The organism is Mucilaginibacter sp. P2_A4 (assembly GCF_056405015.1).
The window spans coordinates 108,039-125,851 of record NZ_JBFUCX010000011.1; the positions used below are offsets into that span (position 1 = coordinate 108,039).

At 39.9% G+C, this 17,813-nt stretch carries 19 protein-coding genes and 1 riboswitch; of the genes, 14 read left to right on the forward strand and 5 right to left on the reverse strand.

The features are described 5' to 3' along the window. Window positions 1-181 precede the first annotated feature (181 nt). From thrS to rplT, 4 genes are all read left to right on the forward strand, one after another. Window positions 182-2,107 carry a threonine--tRNA ligase gene (gene thrS / locus AC1DYB_RS20000; protein ID WP_477437417.1) on the forward strand — a complete coding sequence of 642 codons (1,926 nt, stop codon included), beginning with the start codon at window positions 182-184 and terminating at the stop codon, window positions 2,105-2,107. A 1-nt stretch (window position 2,108) separates the two neighbouring features. Beyond that, window positions 2,109-2,675, forward strand: a complete 567-nt coding sequence (infC, locus tag AC1DYB_RS20005; RefSeq protein WP_090647343.1) for a translation initiation factor IF-3 — start codon at window positions 2,109-2,111, stop codon at window positions 2,673-2,675. Between the two features lie 118 nt (window positions 2,676-2,793). Next, a complete protein-coding gene (gene rpmI / locus AC1DYB_RS20010) occupies window positions 2,794-2,994 on the forward strand; it encodes a 50S ribosomal protein L35 (RefSeq protein ID WP_295720451.1) in 201 nt (66 codons plus the stop codon). A 78-nt stretch (window positions 2,995-3,072) separates the two neighbouring features. After that, entirely contained in the window at window positions 3,073-3,417 is a 345-nt protein-coding gene (gene rplT, locus AC1DYB_RS20015; protein WP_076369188.1) for a 50S ribosomal protein L20, read from the forward strand. Window positions 3,418-3,513: 96 nt separating this feature from the next. Here the strand turns inward: rplT and AC1DYB_RS20020 are convergent, their stop codons facing one another. Both AC1DYB_RS20020 and AC1DYB_RS20025 read right to left on the reverse strand, forming a co-directional pair. After that, window positions 3,514-4,263: an SRPBCC family protein gene (locus AC1DYB_RS20020; RefSeq protein WP_477437419.1), complete on the reverse strand. Its 750-nt coding sequence runs from the start codon at window positions 4,261-4,263 to the stop codon at window positions 3,514-3,516. A gap of 65 nt (window positions 4,264-4,328) precedes the next feature. Then, window positions 4,329-5,594, reverse strand: a complete 1,266-nt coding sequence (locus AC1DYB_RS20025; protein ID WP_477437421.1) for a serine hydrolase — start codon at window positions 5,592-5,594, stop codon at window positions 4,329-4,331. 38 nt (window positions 5,595-5,632) lie between these two features. Continuing rightward, window positions 5,633-5,831: riboswitch (cobalamin riboswitch) on the forward strand. Between the two features lie 125 nt (window positions 5,832-5,956). Between AC1DYB_RS20025 and AC1DYB_RS20030 the strand changes: the two genes are divergently transcribed. From AC1DYB_RS20030 to AC1DYB_RS20045, 4 genes are all read left to right on the forward strand, one after another. Beyond that, a complete protein-coding gene (locus tag AC1DYB_RS20030; RefSeq protein WP_477437423.1) occupies window positions 5,957-7,909 on the forward strand; it encodes a TonB-dependent receptor plug domain-containing protein in 1,953 nt (650 codons plus the stop codon). Window positions 7,910-7,947: 38 nt separating this feature from the next. Further along, window positions 7,948-8,520, forward strand: a complete 573-nt coding sequence (locus AC1DYB_RS20035; protein ID WP_477437425.1) for a DUF6580 family putative transport protein — start codon at window positions 7,948-7,950, stop codon at window positions 8,518-8,520. Between the two features lie 167 nt (window positions 8,521-8,687). Further along, window positions 8,688-9,374, forward strand: coding sequence for an SIR2 family NAD-dependent protein deacylase (locus AC1DYB_RS20040; RefSeq protein WP_477437427.1), 687 nt, complete (start codon window positions 8,688-8,690; stop codon window positions 9,372-9,374). A 38-nt stretch (window positions 9,375-9,412) separates the two neighbouring features. Then, entirely contained in the window at window positions 9,413-10,126 is a 714-nt protein-coding gene (locus tag AC1DYB_RS20045; RefSeq protein ID WP_477437429.1) for a Dph6-related ATP pyrophosphatase, read from the forward strand. A 227-nt stretch (window positions 10,127-10,353) separates the two neighbouring features. Here the strand turns inward: AC1DYB_RS20045 and AC1DYB_RS20050 are convergent, their stop codons facing one another. Together AC1DYB_RS20050 and AC1DYB_RS20055 are read right to left on the reverse strand one after the other, a co-directional pair. Continuing rightward, the gene (locus AC1DYB_RS20050; protein WP_477437431.1) at window positions 10,354-10,602 is read right to left on the reverse strand and encodes a hypothetical protein; all 249 of its coding nucleotides are present in this window, start codon (window positions 10,600-10,602) and stop codon (window positions 10,354-10,356) included. Between the two features lie 3 nt (window positions 10,603-10,605). Beyond that, window positions 10,606-11,403 carry a DUF3291 domain-containing protein gene (locus tag AC1DYB_RS20055; RefSeq protein WP_477437433.1) on the reverse strand — a complete coding sequence of 266 codons (798 nt, stop codon included), beginning with the start codon at window positions 11,401-11,403 and terminating at the stop codon, window positions 10,606-10,608. A gap of 187 nt (window positions 11,404-11,590) precedes the next feature. Between AC1DYB_RS20055 and AC1DYB_RS20060 the strand changes: the two genes are divergently transcribed. The 6 genes from AC1DYB_RS20060 to AC1DYB_RS20085 are packed head-to-tail and all read left to right on the forward strand — an operon-like array spanning window position 11,591 to window position 16,417. Continuing rightward, entirely contained in the window at window positions 11,591-12,067 is a 477-nt protein-coding gene (locus AC1DYB_RS20060; RefSeq protein ID WP_477437435.1) for a GAF domain-containing protein, read from the forward strand. Beyond that, entirely contained in the window at window positions 12,067-12,717 is a 651-nt protein-coding gene (locus tag AC1DYB_RS20065; RefSeq protein ID WP_477437437.1) for an alpha/beta hydrolase, read from the forward strand. The genes AC1DYB_RS20060 and AC1DYB_RS20065 overlap by 1 nt, the downstream gene beginning before the upstream one ends. Further along, window positions 12,714-13,316, forward strand: a complete 603-nt coding sequence (locus tag AC1DYB_RS20070) for a DNA-3-methyladenine glycosylase (protein WP_477398163.1) — start codon at window positions 12,714-12,716, stop codon at window positions 13,314-13,316. The genes AC1DYB_RS20065 and AC1DYB_RS20070 overlap by 4 nt, the downstream gene beginning before the upstream one ends. Before the next feature lie 34 nt (window positions 13,317-13,350). Next, entirely contained in the window at window positions 13,351-14,637 is a 1,287-nt protein-coding gene (gene kynU, locus AC1DYB_RS20075) for a kynureninase (RefSeq protein WP_477437439.1), read from the forward strand. 17 nt (window positions 14,638-14,654) lie between these two features. Further along, complete coding sequence (locus tag AC1DYB_RS20080; RefSeq protein ID WP_477437442.1) at window positions 14,655-15,509, forward strand: bestrophin family protein; 855 nt, start codon at window positions 14,655-14,657, stop codon at window positions 15,507-15,509. Window positions 15,510-15,514: 5 nt separating this feature from the next. Next, entirely contained in the window at window positions 15,515-16,417 is a 903-nt protein-coding gene (locus AC1DYB_RS20085) for a histone deacetylase family protein (RefSeq protein ID WP_477437444.1), read from the forward strand. On the opposite strand, the gene AC1DYB_RS20090 is transcribed toward AC1DYB_RS20085, so the two are convergent. Next, window positions 16,414-17,793 carry an MATE family efflux transporter gene (locus tag AC1DYB_RS20090; protein ID WP_477437446.1) on the reverse strand — a complete coding sequence of 460 codons (1,380 nt, stop codon included), beginning with the start codon at window positions 17,791-17,793 and terminating at the stop codon, window positions 16,414-16,416. The two genes, AC1DYB_RS20085 and AC1DYB_RS20090, sit on opposite strands and share 4 nt — an antisense overlap. Window positions 17,794-17,813 lie beyond the last annotated feature (20 nt).

The following is a 17,813-nucleotide window of genomic DNA, read 5'->3' on the forward strand; positions in this document are numbered from 1 at the left end:
GGATTTTAACTGTAGGTGCGTTCAATTTAACATTCTTTATTGTAGATCTCATAATTCCGAAATCCGAACATTCGCAATCTGAAATCAAAAATAAAATCCTATTTTTGCACCTCAAATAAATGATCACTCCCGTAGGTGATCACAAAACGTAATTTTATTAAAATTTAAATCATAGTTGTAGATGATTAGTATTACACTTCCAGATGGTTCCGTTCGTGAATACGATAAAGGAATTACTTCCATGCAGATCGCGCAGTCGATCTCCGAAGGATTAGCACGCAATGTATTAGCAGCCGAAGTTGATGGCCAGGTTTGGGACGCAAGTCGCCCAATTGAGCAGGATTCGCACGTTAAACTTTTAACCTGGAACGATACTTCAGGTAAATCAACTTTCTGGCATTCATCGGCTCACTTATTAGCCGAGGCTTTAGAGGCCCTTTACCCGGGTACTAAGTTTGGTATCGGCCCCGCTATTGAAACAGGTTTTTATTACGATGTTGACTTTGGCGACCGTGAATTTTCATCAGATGAGTTCAAGAAGATCGAAGACAAGGTTATTGAGCTTGCCAAAACCAAAGCCGAGTACATTCGTAAACCGGTTAGCAAGGCAGATGCTATCGAGTACTTCACCGAAAAAGATGATGAGTACAAACTGGATCTGATCAAGGATCTTCCGGATGGCGCTATCACTTTTTATACACAAGGAAACTTTACCGATCTGTGCCGCGGGCCTCATATCCCCAACACAGGTTTCATAAAAGCTGTAAAGCTGATGAGCGTTGCCGGTGCCTATTGGCGCGGTGATGAAACACGCAAGCAGCTTACCCGTATCTACGGTGTTACATTCCCTAAAGCCAGCGAACTTACAGAATACCTGCATATGATCGAAGAGGCTAAAAAGCGCGATCACAGGAAATTGGGTAAGGAATTGGAATTGTTTGCTTTTTCGGAAAAAGTGGGCATGGGTTTACCATTATGGTTACCTAAAGGAACAGCCTTACGTGAGCGTTTGCAAAACTTCCTTCAAAAAGCACAGGTAAAAGCTGGTTACGAGCAGGTAATTACACCACACATCGGTCATAAAAACCTGTATGTAACATCCGGTCACTATGAAAAATATGGCGCCGATTCATTTCAGCCTATAAAAACCCCGCAGGAGGGAGAGGAATTCTTTTTAAAACCGATGAACTGCCCGCACCACTGCGAGATCTATAAAACAAAACCACGCTCGTACAAAGATCTTCCTGTTCGTTTGGCTGAGTTTGGTACCGTATACCGTTACGAACAAAGTGGTGAGCTGCATGGGTTAACCCGCGTACGTGGCTTTACACAGGACGATGCGCACCTGTTTTGTCGCCCGGACCAGGTGAAGGATGAGTTTAAAAAAGTAATCGACCTTGTACTATATGTATTTAAGGCGCTTGGTTTTGATAACTATACAGCGCAGGTTTCACTACGTGATCCTGAAAACAAAGCTAAATACATCGGTACTGATGAAAATTGGGCTTTGGCAGAATCCGCTATTATTGAGGCTGCTGCCGAAAAGGGTTTAACCACCGTTGTTGAATTGGGTGAGGCTGCATTTTATGGCCCTAAGCTTGATTTTATGGTGAGAGATGCCCTTGGTCGTAAATGGCAATTGGGAACCATACAGGTTGATTATAACCTGCCTGAGCGTTTTGAACTGGAATACACTGGTAGTGATAATTTAAAACATCGCCCGGTAATGATTCACAGGGCGCCGTTTGGCTCTATGGAACGCTTCATCGCAGTATTAATTGAGCATTGCGCAGGTAATTTCCCATTGTGGTTATCTCCGGAGCAATTTATTATTCTTCCGATATCAGAAAAATACGAGGAATATGCAAAAAAACTTTCTGATGTGTTAAAAGATTCCGATATTTGCGGGCTGATTGATTTCAGAGACGAGAAGATAGGGCGTAAAATACGCGATGCTGAAGTCAAAAAGATCCCTTATATGTTGATTGTGGGCGAAAAGGAAGCTGCCGAAGGCATGGTTTCTGTTAGGAAACATGGTCAGGGTGACTTGGGAAGTATGAGCATAGAAGATTTTAAAGAACAAATAATTAAAGAAATAAAAGTATAACTTGGCATTAAACAAACCTTTCAATAGAGGACCAAGGCTTCCTTTTAAGAAAAAAGAAGCTGAACACAACATCAACCAATTCATTAGGGCTCAGGAAGTTCGCCTTGTAGGTGACAACGTAGAGCAAGGAATTTTTTCATTAAGAGATGCCCTTGCTATAGCGCAAGAGCAGGAATTAGATCTTGTTGAAATATCTCCGAACGCTGTACCGCCGGTTTGTAAAGTAACTGACTATAACAAGTTTATTTACGAGCAAAAGAAAAAGCTTAAGGAGATAAAAAGTAATGCCAAGCAAACTGTTATTAAAGAGATTCGCTTTGGCCCGAACACTGATGATCATGACTTTGAATTTAAATTAAAGCATGCTATTAAATTTTTGGAAGCTGGCGAAAAAGTAAGGGCTTACGTACACTTTAAGGGCCGCGCAATTGTTTACAAAGAGCAGGGTGAGATATTACTGCTTCGTTTTGCACAGGCATTGGAAGATGTAGGTAAAGTTGAACAACTACCAAAGCTTGAAGGTAAAAGGATGTTTTTAACCCTTGCACCCAAAGCTGCAAAAAAATAATTTCAGATGTACTGATGTGTAATTTCAGAGTTATACATCAGTACTATCTTATATAAAGGTATTTACAGATCTGCAGGGTTGCACATTTGTAAGTTAAACAAACAATTAAATAATAGTTATGCCAAAAATGAAAACCAATTCCAGTGCAAAAAAGCGTTTTAAGCTTACTGGAACCGGTAAAATCACACGGAAGAATGCTTTCAAAAGCCACATCTTAACTAAGATGTCGACTAAACGTAAGCGTAACCTTGGTCATACCAGCTTAGTATCTAAAGCTGATATGGGAAATGTTAAACGTATGCTTTGCATCGGAAAGTAATTCACAATTTTTTTAACCAGGTATTAGAGTTTTAAGTTCCGCTTTAAAGGCAGGCACTCACTACCAAAATCAAACAACATGCCACGTTCAGTTAACGCAGTAGCGTCGAGAAGACGCAGAAAAAGGATCATGAACCTCGCCAAAGGTTATTGGGGTTCACGCAGCAAGGTTTATACCGTTGCAAAAAATACAGTTGAAAAAGGTTTACAGTACGCTTATCGTGACCGTAAAACCAAAAAAAGAGAGTTCAGAGCTTTATGGATACAGCGTATTAACGCAGGTGCCCGTCAGCACGGAATTTCTTACTCTCAATTAATAGGTAAATTAGCAGCAAAAGAAATCGGTTTAAACCGTAAAGTATTAGCTGATTTAGCAATGAATCATCCTGATGCTTTCAAAGCCGTGATTGATGCAGTAAAATAATATAATTTGCTGAGATCTATTCTCAATGAATTTTAAAAAACCGCCTGGTAATTTTTATCAGGCGGTTTTTTGTTGGTATATATTTTTAATACCAGCTTATGATATTACAATAATGGGTTCCTCTTTGCTATCCAGAAAAAACTCGGGGCCGTTATCAATATCCATATATTGTTTAAAATTCTGCACATCCTTATCAACCATATTTTTGAATAAAGGGTTTAACACCCTGGCAAGGCCAATGCCTAATCCTCCTGCCGGTGGCTGATAGCTGATTACAATATCCACAATAGTTCCTGTACCATCAATGGTATCCTGGAAACGGACTTTCCCAGCATTGTTAATTATAGAGTCGGGCATCGAGCTCCACCCAATCATTTCGTTAGGCTCATCCTTTACAATTTCCGCATGCCAGCTAACGCTTGCTACACCAGCCGGTAGTTTTAGTACCCAGTGGGAATATTTTGAATCAATTATTTCAACACTTTCCAGGTGTTTCATAAATAAAGGGAGATTATCAAACTTGCGCCAAAAATTGTAAACCTTGTGCCTTGGTTGGTTAACAGTAAATGAAGACCGGATATTGATATTAATAGGATTGGTTGATAACTTACCAATTCGTTTATACAATTCGCAATGGCCGGTAATGCCACGATTTAAAAGGTATCCGCTGGCGCCTATCTTTAATATGCTCGTAAACGGAGCTGAAAATATATGCTTAAATCCCGACCATCCCAATTTAACACCTCCAACTATAGAAGTATAACGTTCGGGCCAGTTCAGGTTTATTCTGTCATCACCGTGAAGTATGGGGAAGTTATCAGTGTACTTAATTATTGTAGTTGCCATATTGTTGTTTAAATGGTATGAAAATTAAACACGATATGGTAAGCTAAGTTTTTGTTAATTGAAGTTTATTTAACCTTTCTGTAATTAAATTTAAATTTGGTTAAATCCGGGAGGCGTTTTCTCACTCTTTTAAGTTCATATTGGTAAATCATCTGCCCGAGATTTTTCATAAAAGGGAGGCAGACTGTTGCATATTCATACTTGTTGTCGTTAAGGATTCCGTCTTCGTTTGATTGTATGACTGCCGTAAGTATAAATTCAACCTTGTTTTTAAAATCAACGATGTAGGCGTTATCAATATCATACCCATAACTGTCACCTACTTTATTAAATATTCTGATGTCGGGGTTAATATTGGCGGTACTGTCGCCTCCATAAAATAGAAACTTACAGTAAGCCGGGTAATATGCTGGCCGGCTGTATGTGGGTTTTATGTTTTCGGTAGGGAAGGTGCTCATATACTGATAAATGAAATTATAGTCGGCAGTAGTTAAATTAAAACGTTGCGACTTTTCAAAGGCTTCGGGGAAAAGCAGTCGTTTTAAAACCATTTGCTGATCGGCAATAGTATAAACATTTTTATCGGCGAAGCTGAATGGCTGCATTACCAGTTTATCATTACTATCCATATATCCTTTACCCTGTATCATATTCTTCGGGTGCATAGGGTAGGCCAGGCTATCATAAAGGGCTGGTTTATGATAAATGAGTTTATCGGCATTATAAAAATCAACCGGGTTGGTATGTTTGGTGCTTTCCCCGCTATCGCCAATGGCCAGCCTGCCAATGATGCGGGTATTATTAAAATTGTATTTTTTTAGTTTTTGATTGATCTCTTTGCGACCCACAAATTCATACAACCTGTTATAAGCATCGTTATCGCTCACCAGCAGTATTTTTTTGATGTAGTTTTCAATGCTTGGTAAGCCGCTTAGTGATGATGTATCTGTTTTTACCCTGGTTTGCCCCGTGAATACGCTATCGGTTATCATTACCGACTTTTTGCTCAGGCCTTTAATTTTTAGCTCATTTAGTTTTTCAAGCGTAAATATGGCGGTTGGTAGTTTTACTGTACTTGCCGGGTAAAAATATCGGTTAGGATTGAGCCGGTAACTATATGATTTAAAGTGTGGAATGTTGTTTTTGTCCCGGTTTATCTGGGTGTATAGTATTTGCACTTCATTTTGGGTAGGGTGATTGAGTATGCCTTTAAACAGTTCAGGCTGGGCTTGTAGAAGATTTTTTAAAAGCACTGTATCGGGCTGTTGTGCAAGGCTGTTTATGGTAATCACCATAAACAGTGATAAAGTAATGCATAGTTTCATCAGCATAAATATACATATGTTAGTTGTTGTTGTTAATAGTTGTTGTACTTTTGCATCGCTTTAGGTTTCTTTGATTGTATATCATTAAAGAATTAAAAGGGAATTCGGTGTAAATCCGGAACTGTCCCGCAGCTGTAAGCTCCATAACCGAAGTTCAATCTCAATGTCACTTCTGCTAAACCAGAGGGAAGACAGGACTAAAGGGGAGTAAGTCAGAAGACCTGCCAGAGCAATATAAATTATTCATAGCTTTCGTGGATTGAAGCTTGAATGTGAATGCTCTTCTTTTTTTGATAGTGTATTTTCATTTGACCACTTCCATGTTATGCTATATAGGTTGCATTATTATTTAACACTATAGCAAATACATGAAAAAAAAGTACTTTAAAATTGTTTTAGGATTAGGATTGTTGCAAGTAGGTACAATTAGTACAAAATTATACGCACAGGATACTACGCGTATGTTAAACAATGTGGTAGTTACAGCCACCCGTTCGCCTAAAAAATTAGCAGATATAGGTAGGGTTGTTACCGTAATATCGGCAGAGCAGATCGGTCGTTCACAAGGCAAAACATTGCCTCAATTGCTCAATACAATTCCGGGAATAACCTTCTCTGGTGCACAGAATGCGCCCGGCATCAGTACGTCTGTATTTTTACGGGGAGCATCATCAGGTAATACGCTAATATTGGTAGATGGCTTTCCGGTTAACAACGCAGGCTCAATTGATGGTAGTTATGATCTTAACGCTTTCCCTGTAAACCAAATTGAAAAAATTGAGATATTGAAAGGCAGCGGCTCAACCTTATATGGCTCTGATGCTGTAGCCGGTGTAATAAATATCATCACCAAACATCCGCAAGGACAGGGTTTAAAAGGAACCGTACAGTTAACTGGCGGCAGTTATAACACATTCCAGGAATCGGCCGGGGTAAACGGTAAAATTCACAATACAGGGATTGCCATCAACTTGTCAAATACAGATTCAAGAGGTTTTGCAGCAGCTACCGATACCACAAACAAAGCTGGATTTAAAAAAGACGGATTTCACCAGCGGTCTGCCAGTGTGAACATCAATCAGTATGTTTCTGATAAATTTAGTTTGAATGGCAACTTTCAAGGTAGCTATAATACTGGCGATCTGCCTTATGGCGCTTTTACTAATGACAACAACTACACTTACAACAATACATTTTTATTTGGTGGTTTAGGATTTAAAGTAGTATTGCCAAAAGGAATACTTGTGTTTAATGCAACGCAAAATACGGTTCACAATAACTTTAAAAACTTACCGCCTGATAATGATTCTACACATCAGATAACAAAAAATATTGGCCGTATAACAAATGTTGAGGCTGTATTGAATTACAATCTGGGTAAATATTTTGATATAACGAGTGGAGCAGATTATAAATACAGCAATACCAGTCAATACAGTTTGTTTGAACAATCAGGCTACCATCCAGGTGCAAGTGTTATAAGTGATGATACTGCACATAACAGCATTGCCAGCGTTTATACGTCACTATTTTTCAAATCAAATATCTTTCACATGGAACTGGGTGGAAGATATAACCACCATAGCAAGTACGGTGATAACTTTACCTATACCATTAATCCTTCGCTGTATTTAGCAGATCAGTTTAAAGTATTCGGAACCATTGCTTCGGCATTTAAAGCACCATCTTTATACCAGTTATCTTCCCAATATGGAAATTCTAAATTAAAGCCGGAATTCACCAATTCATACGAGGCTGGGTTTGATTGGGAGATCATAAAAAATACATTATCGTTTAACACCGCTTTCTATAAACGCAACGCAAAAGATGTAATTTATTTCTTCTCAGAATCTGTTGCCCCTTATAGCTCATTTTATAAAAATGGATCTTTTCAAAAAGACAAAGGTTTTGAAAGTGAGTTGAGATACAACTCAACCAAGCTAACTGCATCGGCTTATTTTGCTTATGTAACAGGCAAACAAACAGATGAAAATGGTAAGCAAACGGCTAATTTATACCGCAGGCCTAAGAGTACATTTGGGGCGAATGTATCGTATCAGGCATGTGCCGATTTTCTGATAGGCGTAAATTATAAGTATACTGGCAACAGGGCCGATCAAAATTTCGCCACCTATCCGTCTACAATAACCACTTTAAAAAATTATAATCTGGTTGATTTGCATCTGCAGTTAAAGGCTACCAAAAACCTGAATATATTTGGCGATTTAAACAACGTGCTTGATCAAAAATATACCGACTGGCTGGGTTATAATACACGTGGTATAAACTTTACGCTTGGTGCAAAATATCAGTTTAATTAGTTGTTTTTAATTAACCCGATTATCTGTAATTTTACGTCATGAATAAAAAAGATACCATCAACAGGAACATTATCCTTATTTTAATGATAGTGGTTGCTGCAGCTTTCAGGTTAATAACCTTTAAGTATAAGGAACTGAGTAACTTTACACCAGTGGGCGCGATAGCTGTATTTGGAGGTGTTTACTTTACCGAAAAATGGAAGGGATATGCAACTGTATTGTTTACGCTATTTACTACCGATATCCTCGTAAACTACCTGTACACGTCAAAAATTACTTTGTGGTATAGTGGTGCGGCCTGGGTTTATCTTTGCTTTGCTCTGATGGTTTTAGTTGGCAGCTTTATTAAAAAGGTAAATGTGCTTAATGTACTGTTGGCATCTGTTGCATCGGTATTGATCCATTGGCTCATCATCGATCTGCCATTTTTATATGGCACCATGTATCCGCATACTTTAGCGGGTTATGGTCAATCTTTAATCAACGCTATTCCGTTTGAAAAGAACATGGTTTTAGGAGACCTGCTATTTGGTTTTCTGTTGTTTGGTGGTTTTGAGCTGGCAAAGAGTAAGTTTGCTTTTTTGCAAACTCCAAAGCAGCTGGCTCTTTAACTTAAGATAATAAAATTGAAAGCGATCTGCCATAATGCAGGTCGCTTTTTTTATGGGCTGATAATTTCAGGAAAATCAAAAGCATAGGGCTAACAGCAAATTGTTGAAATGCAAATAGATTCCTGATTTGGTCGAAATATTAAAACAGATCTGATTTAATTTAAGACATGAAAAACGTGGTAGTATTAACGGGAGCGGGGATCAGTGCTGAAAGTGGTTTAAAGACCTTTAGAGACAGCGATGGCCTTTGGGAGGGTTACAATATTCAAGACGTGGCGACCCCCGAAGCCTGGGAACATAACCCGGTATTGGTACAGCAGTTTTATAACGAAAGGCGGAAGTCGGTACTGGAAGCGAAGCCTAATGAAGCCCATTACGCGTTAGCCCGATTGGAAGAGAAATATAATGTTACCATTATCACCCAAAATATAGATGATCTGCATGAAAGGGCAGGCTCAACCAATGTAGTGCATCTGCATGGCGTTATTACCCGTTCGCAATCAAGTATCAACCCCGAGCTTACTTACCCAATAGATGGCTGGGAGATTAAGATGGATGAAGTTTGCGAATTAGGGTCGCCGTTACGTGCGCACGTAGTTTGGTTTGGCGAAGATGTGCCGATGATTGGGCCCGCGGCCCGCATTTGTGCCGATGCCGAAGTTTTTATGCTGATAGGCTCATCGTTGGCTGTTTACCCCGCTGCCGGCCTTATTGGCTATGTAAACAGGGATGTTCCTAAATACATTATAGATCCTAAAATACCCGATGCAAGGGTGAGCGGACCTGTAATTAAAATTCAGGAAAAGGCAACGGTTGGAGTTACTGCATTGGTAAACGAGTTGTTAAAAGATTAAAATCAAATCACCAATTAATCGCTAACCCACTAATTAATATGAAGTGCATTTTTAATTGGAGCGGTGGGAAAGACAGCGCCCTGGCTTTATACCATTGCCTGCAAAACCCCGATCTTGAAATAAAATATTTAGTCACCACCATTAATGATACTGCCGATAGGATCTCGATGCATGGAGTAAGGACGGAGCTATTGGTTAAACAGGCAGAAAGTATCGGTATTCCATTATACCAAATTCGCCTGCCAGAAATGCCGGGGATGAAGGAGTATGATGAGGTGATGCACCATCATTTATCTCACCTTAAAAATGAAGGTATAACCCATTCTATTTTCGGTGATATTTTTTTGCAGGATCTTAAAGACTATCGAGATGCCCGGTTAAGCGAGCTTGGCCTCACTGGTATTTATCCCTTATGGAAACGTGATACCAGCGAACTGATCAATGAGTTTTTAACTCTTGGATTTGGAACAGTAATAGCCTGTACCCAGGCAAGGCTGGAGCGGATAGTTGGGAAGGAGATAAGCCTTGAATTGATTGAGGCTTTGCCCGATGATGTAGATGTTTGCGGGGAGCACGGGGAGTTTCACACCTTCGCTTTTAAAGGCCCTATCTTTAAAAAAGAGATCAGTTATAAAACAGGAATTAAAATATTTAAGGAATACCAGGTTCCCAAAAACGCCGATGATTCATGTGCCTCCACTGCCGATCAAAGGCCGAGTGGATTTTGGTATTGTGACCTTCTTTTGGCCTAACTTCCCATTTATTTGGCAAGATAGTTGACCGAATTTAATTTTTTATAGATTTATATATTGTCTAATTGTCAATGTTTTAAGTTTGTTTAACTAAACTATCAATTTGTTTAAGGTAAGATTTAGTCGAAATAAAGACCGTAAGTATGGATTTTGGCCAAATAAAATTCTGTTTTGATTGTTTTATATTAATAAATTACTGTAAATCAATTATTTAATGCAACTATTTCTTAGAAATTATATCTGTAATAAGCATCTTTGAAGTCGGCGCGCATATCGGCAAAGCGGGTACCTACTGTCTTTAAAAACTCTTCATCAAGCAATTCAAAAACGCTGTTGACGCCATCGGTGAGGTCCATTTCGGCTATTTTAAAGCTTTGCTCCAGGGTGCCCTGTTCTATCTTTATAATGAATTTTTGGTTCATGTTCAGGATGGAGATCTTAAAATCGGGGTGAGGTAATTCGGCTACAATTCTCATATCTTAATTATTCAATAAATCATTTAAAGGGTTATTGCCATTAAGTGAACCAAAGCTGGCAATGGGTTTAAAACGGGCGAAGAGCTCTTCACTATACCAGTTTTCGCTGCGTGTAAGTTTTATTACTTCGGCATGTTCGCGGCTTTTGTAAGCAAAGTTTTTTACATCATCAATGCTCTTCCAGATTGAAAAAGTTGCCTGCCGGTAAACCGGTGCTTCGCCAACACCAAAGGATGTAACATAACCTGCGGCGCTGGTCATTAAACCCGCAACTTCATCTACATGGCTCCAAAAATTCCTTAACCTGCTTATCCTAATAGTTGCCCTTGTAAGTACAGCAACCGGACCTGTATAGTTTTGTACATCCGGCTTGCCGAAAGGTTCCTTGCCATCCCATTTACCATGGCTCTGCAACGGCTGGCATAATATGGTATAGCCTTCATGACCTAATATTTTCCACCAGCTGGAAATAAAGGAGTGATTGTAAAACCTGTCAAAATCTTCACGGTTTTCCCAGCAGGCCAATAAGCCCCATTGCTGCCAGTCGGGTTGCAAATCAAAAGTTCCGTTTCGGCCAGAACCCAGGAGCTTGTAAAAAGTACAGCCTTTTTGCATCAGCATGGGCAGCCGATGTATAGCCATTGCCAGCAAGGCAAAGGGGATAAACAGTTTCCGGTATCGGATTATGGTTAAACTAACAAACATAGCCCTGCTAAATAAAAGATTAAATATGATATTATTGGTATCGGCGTAAAGTATCAGGTAGTAAGCATCAAGTATCAGGATTGATTTTCCAGTCAATATATTGGGTAGGGGCAGTCTGGATGATTAATACTATTGCTATTTGATAGCGAAAAAGAGAAGATTTGCCGTTTGATACCAGGAATTGCTACCTGACTGTAAAAAGAAAAAAATCTTGCTGCCTGGTACTTATTACATGATGCTAAAAAGTGTGACTTAAGCTGAAAATAGTCATCTTTGCAATACCATGGCAGAAGATTTAAACATAACTACATCAACCGATAAAACGGAACAATATACAACACTGATCCCGCAGATTGAGTCATTGTTGTATGGAGAGCCAGACCTGGTAGCAAACCTGGCTAACATCAGCGCTGCTTTAAAAGAGCAGTTTAAATGGTTTTGGGTAGGGTTTTATATGGTGAAGGATAACGAACTGGTTTTAGGCCCTTTTCAGGGGCCGGTAGCTTGCACCCGCATTAAATTAGGCAAGGGTGTTTGCGGCACTGCATGGCAGCAGGCCAAAACGCTGATCGTGCCCGATGTTGAAGCTTTCCCTGGCCATATTGCGTGTAGCTCATTATCTCAGTCGGAGATTGTAGTGCCTGTATTTCATGATGGTGAGGTTGTTGGTGTTTTGGATGTGGACAGCGAGCTGTTGGATCAATTTGATGAAACCGACGCACGGTTCCTGGAGCAGGTTGTTAAGCTGTTAAAGTTTTAATGAGCAGGATTTACCTGATAGCCGGTCTGGGCGCTGATACACGTGTTTATAACAACATTGATCTGCGCGACTATGAAGTGATCCCCGTTGATTGGATTGAACCGGACGAAAAGGATACTTTAGTCAGCTATGCCAAAAGGCTTGTATATCAATATAATATTGCAGTTAATTCAACCCTGATAGGTAATTCTATGGGTGGAATGATCGCTGTTGAGATAGCTAAGCTTATCCCAATAAAAAAGGTGATCCTTATCTCCAGTATCAAAACAACAGATGAAGCTCCACGGTATTTTAGTTTTTTTAGAAATGTGCCAATTCAGAAGCTGATCCCCGGCAAGCTAATTACCTCGATGGGCTTTTTAGTTAAACCGATGTTCGGCCATATGAGTGAGGAGGATGCCTGGTTATTTAATGACATGTTGAAGAATACTTCTCCGTTTTTTGTTAAGTGGGCTATGGGTGCAATATTGGCATGGCGAAATGATGTAATTCCTGCAAATCTTTACCACATCATCGGCGATAAAGACCTCATCTTTGATTATAATCGCATAAAAAACGCCACCGTTGTAAAAGGGGGAACTCATATTATGATATTTGATAAAGCCAAAGAAATTAATAAACTGTTAACGCAAATTCTCCATAAAAAATGAAGCTGACCGAAGATTATTATTTAGGCAGCAACGTTGTTGCGATCAGCAAAAATCTCCTGGGGAAGTATTTATTTACCTGTATTGATGGTGTAACTACTGGTGGGTATATTGTTGAAACAGAAGCTTATAATGGCATTGTAGACAAAGCTTCTCACTCCTTTGGTAACAGGATGACACCCCGCACCAAAACTATGTTCATGCAGGGCGGTATTGCCTATGTTTACCTTTGTTATGGCATTCATGAAATGTTCAACATCGTAACTTCTGTTGAGGGTGAACCGCATGCTATCCTGGTTAGGGCCATTAATCCAACTGATGGCATTGAGGCCATGCAGGCAAGGCGAAACATGTTTGTACTCAAACCAACTATCACTTCCGGACCTGGTTCTGTTGCAAAAGCATTGGGCATTTCGCGCAACATTAATGCAATTAGCTTGCAAAGTGATACGCTCTGGATAGAAGACCGAGGACTAAATTTCACAGATGAGCAAATTACCATAGGTCCCCGTATTGGCGTGAGCTATGCCGGTGAGGATGCTTTTTTACCGTACCGTTTTTATGTAAAAGGCAATAAATACGTAAGTAAACCCAACAAATAGATGCTTTAAATTTGCTTTTTTGTAATATTGACCAATGGATTATCAAAATAGTTTAGCATTTGCCAAAGCACAGGACGAAAAGGATATTTTAAAAGATTTCAGGGACAGGTTTTTAATTCCCAAACATAAGGGAGAGGATGTCATATATCTTTGTGGCAACTCGCTTGGTTTGCAACCTAAATCAGCCGCTCAATACATTGCCGACCAAATGGGTACATGGAAAGAGCTGGCGGTAGAGGGTTGGTTCCAGGGTGATGATCCCTGGTTAGCATATCATAAATCACTTTCATCGTCAATATCTAAGATCGTGGGCGCCCTGGAAAGTGAAGTTACTGTAATGAATTCACTTACAGTGAATCTTCACTTATTGATGGTAAGTTTCTATAAACCAAATAGTAAACGATTTAAGATCATCATGGAAAGTGGCGCTTTTCCATCTGATCAGTATGCTGTGGAAAGCCAGGTTAAGTTTCATGGCTTTGATCCTAAAGATGCTGTGATCGAGATTTTTCCGCGTGAAGGGGAAGTAACTTTGAGAACAGAAGACATACTTCGAACCATAAACGATCATGCCGATGAACTTGCCTTAGTGCTTTTTAGCGGAATAAATTATTATACCGGGCAGTTTTTTGATTTGGAATCAATAGCAGATGCAGCCCATAAAGCGGGCGCTTATGCCGGTTTTGATCTTGCACATGCCGCGGGTAATGTGCCGTTGAAATTGCATGAATGGGGCGCCGACTTTGCCTGCTGGTGCTCATACAAATACATGAACTCCGGTCCGGGTGGGATAAGTGGCATTTTTGTGCATGAAAAACATTTTACCAACCAGGAAATTAACCGCTTTGCGGGCTGGTGGGGTTACCGGGCCGACAAGCGATTTTTGATGGCCCCGGGCTTTGATCCGGCTGTAGGGGCTGATGGGTGGCAGGTAAGCACAAGTCCAATATTACTTCTGGCTTTATTTAAAGCCTCTATGGCGATCTTTGACGATGCAGGCGGAATAGATATCATCCGAAATAAAGGCGTCGCTTTAACGGGATATTTGGAGTTTTTGATCAACGGGATAAATAAAGACTACGGCGAAGAAGTTTATAAGATCATTACACCAGCCGATCCGACGATCAGAGGTAGCCAGTTATCCGTTGTTTGCAGGTATAATGCCAAAGCGATATTCAAGTACCTTGCGGATAATGGTGTAATTGGTGACTGGCGAGAGCCGGACGTGATCAGGATAAGCCCTGTACCGCTTTACAATTCCTTTCAGGACGTTTTTAATACTGCAAAACATCTTTGTGATGCTTTGTCTGCTGTAAAATAACATAGTTAAACGCAAGTATGGTTTATTACAACCCAAAAGAGTGGTTTTCTTTCGTTTTCAAGCTTAATAAGGCAGATACATTACGTGAGCTTTTTCCGCTGATAGTGGCGGTTGCCGCTTATGCCGGCGTAGTTACTTATTTGTTAATAGATTTCTGGAAATTGCCAGATACCAGTATACTAAGAAAAGTAAACTATATCCACCAAACCATCGGATTTGTATTCTCCTTGCTTTTGGCATTTCGTATTAACTCGGCATATGATCGCTGGTGGGAGGGCCGCAAGGTCTGGGGGAGCCTCACGAATAACAGTCGTAACCTGGCTATAAAGTTAAGGCACATGGTTAGTGAAGATGAATTGCCCTTTTTTAATTATGCGATCCCGCTTTATGCCCGTTCTTTAAGAAATCATCTTCGTGACGTTTATGAATCAGAACGACAACAATTTGTAACTATTGACCCTGAAAAACATGTGCCTAACCAGGTAGCATCAGCCATTATATCAAACATATACCGACTGAATAAAAGTGGGCAAATAAACCCGGAGCAGTTATTTAGTATAACTACCGAAATAACTTCATTTACAGATATTTGCGGGGCTTGTGAACGCATCAGGAAAACGCCGATACCTTACTCATACAGCGTTTTTATCAAGAAGTTCATTTTTACATATATCATGACGTTGCCTTTCACCTGGGCCTTTGATCTGAAGTATTTTACAATTCCTATCATTGGTTTTGTGTTATTTGTTTTTGCAAGCATTGAATTGCTGGCTGAGGAGATAGAAGATCCTTTTGGCTATGATGCCAATGATTTGCCGTTGGATAACATTTGTGATAATATCCAAAAGCACGTTGGGGAAATATTAGGTTAAACACAATGTTCAAAATAGCTTTCGACCCAATATATGCCCATCCGCTACCGGAGGGTCACCGGTTTCCGATGCTTAAATATGAGCTGATTCCGGCGCAGCTATTACATGAGGGTATAATATCAAAAGATAATTTGTTTTCTCCCGGCTTGCCTTCAGAAGACACGATTATAAAAACCCATGATAAAGATTACTGGTATCAGCTTCGTGATCTGACATTGCCTTTGAAAGAACAAAGGCGTATTGGATTCCCATTATCAGCTTTATTGGTAGAGCGAGAAATGAGGATAGCTAAAGGAACAATTGACGGATGTATATCTGCTTTTGAAAATCGTGTTGCCTTTAATGTTGCCGGCGGAACTCATCATGCGGGAACGGACTGGGGGGAAGGCTTTTGCATGTTGAACGACCAGGCAATTGCTTCTAATTACTTGTTAAATAATGATTTATCAAGCTCTATCTTAATAGTTGATTTAGATGTTCACCAGGGAAATGGTACTGCCAGGATATTTGAAAATGAACCCAGGGTATTTACATTTTCAATGCACGGAGCCAATAATTTCCCATCCCGCAAAGAAAAGTCTGACCTGGATATTTCTTTGCAGGATGGTGTTGCAGATGACGAGTTCTTAAATATTTTACAACATACTTTACCTAAACTGATTCGGCAGGTAAAACCCGACTTTATATTTTACCTGGCGGGAGTTGATGTATTAAGTACTGACAAACTGGGGAAGCTTGCCTTAAGTAAAGAAGCATGTAAAAGCCGTGACAGGTTTGTTTTTGAGCAATGCATTGCCAACAATATTCCTGTACAGGTAAGTATGGGAGGAGGATACTCGCCCCAGATCAAAGATATCGTTGATGCCCATTGCAATACCTTTAAAGTTGCGACCGATTTGTATTGCTAATCTTTAGATGGCAATAATATTGCTTTATCCCGATGATTTTTGCTAATCATATTAAAGCGGAAGAACAAAAGGATAGAGGCTGTAACCAGGCCAAGTACTAATCCATACCAAACACCATAAATACCCAGGTGAAACTTGATACCAAGCATATAACCTATAGGTAATCCTACTACCCAATAAGCTAAAAATGTAATTAGGGTAGGGATGTTTACATCGCCCATTCCACGGAGGATACCAAGGCCAACAACCTGTGTACCATCAAATAGCTGGAAGAAAGCTGCGATAATAAGTAACCGGGCGGCAATATTTACAACATTTTCATCCGCGGTAAATATCCATGGTAATAAATGCCGGCATAAGGCAAAAATTATAGCTGTTATACTCATAAATATCAAAACAATATGATAGTTAGAGATTGCCCCAAGTCGTAAATTTTTGTGATCTCCAATGCCAAAATAATTTCCTGATTTTATTGCGGCAGCGGCGCCAATGCCGCTCGCCATCATATAGGTCATGGAAGCCATGGTAATAGTAACCTGGTGCGCAGCCTGGTCAACTATTCCAATAGTACCCACTAATAATGCAGCTCCACCAAAGGCACTTATCTCAAAAGTGTATTGCATGGCTACCGGCGCGCCTATCTTCAGAATATTGAATGCACGGAGCCGATCGATATTTTTAAGGGCAAAATTTTTCAAATATGATTTGAAATTCGCTGATCTGAAAACATAAAAAGCCATTACGATAGCCATTAAACATCTATCAATTAGCGTGCTGTATCCAACGCCTTTAATTCCCATAGGATGCACACCAAACATCCCTTTAACAAAAATAATCCCCAACACAATGTTGATGACATTACCCACCACAGAAATGATCATTGCTTGCATGGTAAAACCGAGCCCTTCTGCAAATTGCTTGAAGGTGTTAAATATAAGGAGTGGAATTATTGACAGGCTTAATAATAGCAAATATGGTTTAGCCTCCTTTACAACCATTGGCGACTGGTCGAGGTGGTTGATTAAAAGCATTGTACCGAAATAGATGCCGCAAAATAAAACAATACCACTCAATATGTTTAAAAGCAAACTGTTCGATAGCAAGCGGCCGCATTCTTTATAGTCTTTACGTCCGTTATTTTGAGCAATTAGTGGAGTGAGGCCATATGAAATACCCATGCCTATAACCAGCGGTACCATAAAAAGACTATTTACTGTAGAGGCTGCGGCTAAGGATATGGTACCCGCGAAGTGGCCAACAATAATAGTATCCGATATTTGAACAGCCGTATGCCCGGCATTGGATATCACTACAGGAACAGCAAGTTTTAAACTTTCGGTATAGTAGGGTTTGTATTTTTGGTAAACGGCTTTCATTACTTTTGTGCAGGAAGGTA

Bases quoted from the DNA above. Each gene is read 5' to 3' on its own strand.
- thrS (WP_477437417.1), top strand. From the start codon at position 182: ATGATTAGTATTACACTTCCAGATGGTTCCGTTCGTGAATACGATAAA.
- rpmI (WP_295720451.1), top strand. From the start codon at position 2,794: ATGCCAAAAATGAAAACCAATTCCAGTGCAAAAAAGCGTTTTAAGCTT.
- rplT (WP_076369188.1), top strand. From the start codon at position 3,073: ATGCCACGTTCAGTTAACGCAGTAGCGTCGAGAAGACGCAGAAAAAGG.
- AC1DYB_RS20020 (WP_477437419.1), bottom strand. From the start codon at position 4,263: ATGGCAACTACAATAATTAAGTACACTGATAACTTCCCCATACTTCAC.
- AC1DYB_RS20025 (WP_477437421.1), bottom strand. From the start codon at position 5,594: ATGCTGATGAAACTATGCATTACTTTATCACTGTTTATGGTGATTACC.
- AC1DYB_RS20030 (WP_477437423.1), top strand. From the start codon at position 5,957: ATGAAAAAAAAGTACTTTAAAATTGTTTTAGGATTAGGATTGTTGCAA.
- AC1DYB_RS20035 (WP_477437425.1), top strand. From the start codon at position 7,948: ATGAATAAAAAAGATACCATCAACAGGAACATTATCCTTATTTTAATG.
- AC1DYB_RS20040 (WP_477437427.1), top strand. From the start codon at position 8,688: ATGAAAAACGTGGTAGTATTAACGGGAGCGGGGATCAGTGCTGAAAGT.
- AC1DYB_RS20045 (WP_477437429.1), top strand. From the start codon at position 9,413: ATGAAGTGCATTTTTAATTGGAGCGGTGGGAAAGACAGCGCCCTGGCT.
- AC1DYB_RS20050 (WP_477437431.1), bottom strand. From the start codon at position 10,602: ATGAGAATTGTAGCCGAATTACCTCACCCCGATTTTAAGATCTCCATC.
- AC1DYB_RS20060 (WP_477437435.1), top strand. From the start codon at position 11,591: ATGGCAGAAGATTTAAACATAACTACATCAACCGATAAAACGGAACAA.
- AC1DYB_RS20065 (WP_477437437.1), top strand. From the start codon at position 12,067: ATGAGCAGGATTTACCTGATAGCCGGTCTGGGCGCTGATACACGTGTT.
- AC1DYB_RS20070 (WP_477398163.1), top strand. From the start codon at position 12,714: ATGAAGCTGACCGAAGATTATTATTTAGGCAGCAACGTTGTTGCGATC.
- kynU (WP_477437439.1), top strand. From the start codon at position 13,351: ATGGATTATCAAAATAGTTTAGCATTTGCCAAAGCACAGGACGAAAAG.
- AC1DYB_RS20080 (WP_477437442.1), top strand. From the start codon at position 14,655: ATGGTTTATTACAACCCAAAAGAGTGGTTTTCTTTCGTTTTCAAGCTT.
- AC1DYB_RS20085 (WP_477437444.1), top strand. From the start codon at position 15,515: ATGTTCAAAATAGCTTTCGACCCAATATATGCCCATCCGCTACCGGAG.
- AC1DYB_RS20090 (WP_477437446.1), bottom strand. From the start codon at position 17,793: ATGAAAGCCGTTTACCAAAAATACAAACCCTACTATACCGAAAGTTTA.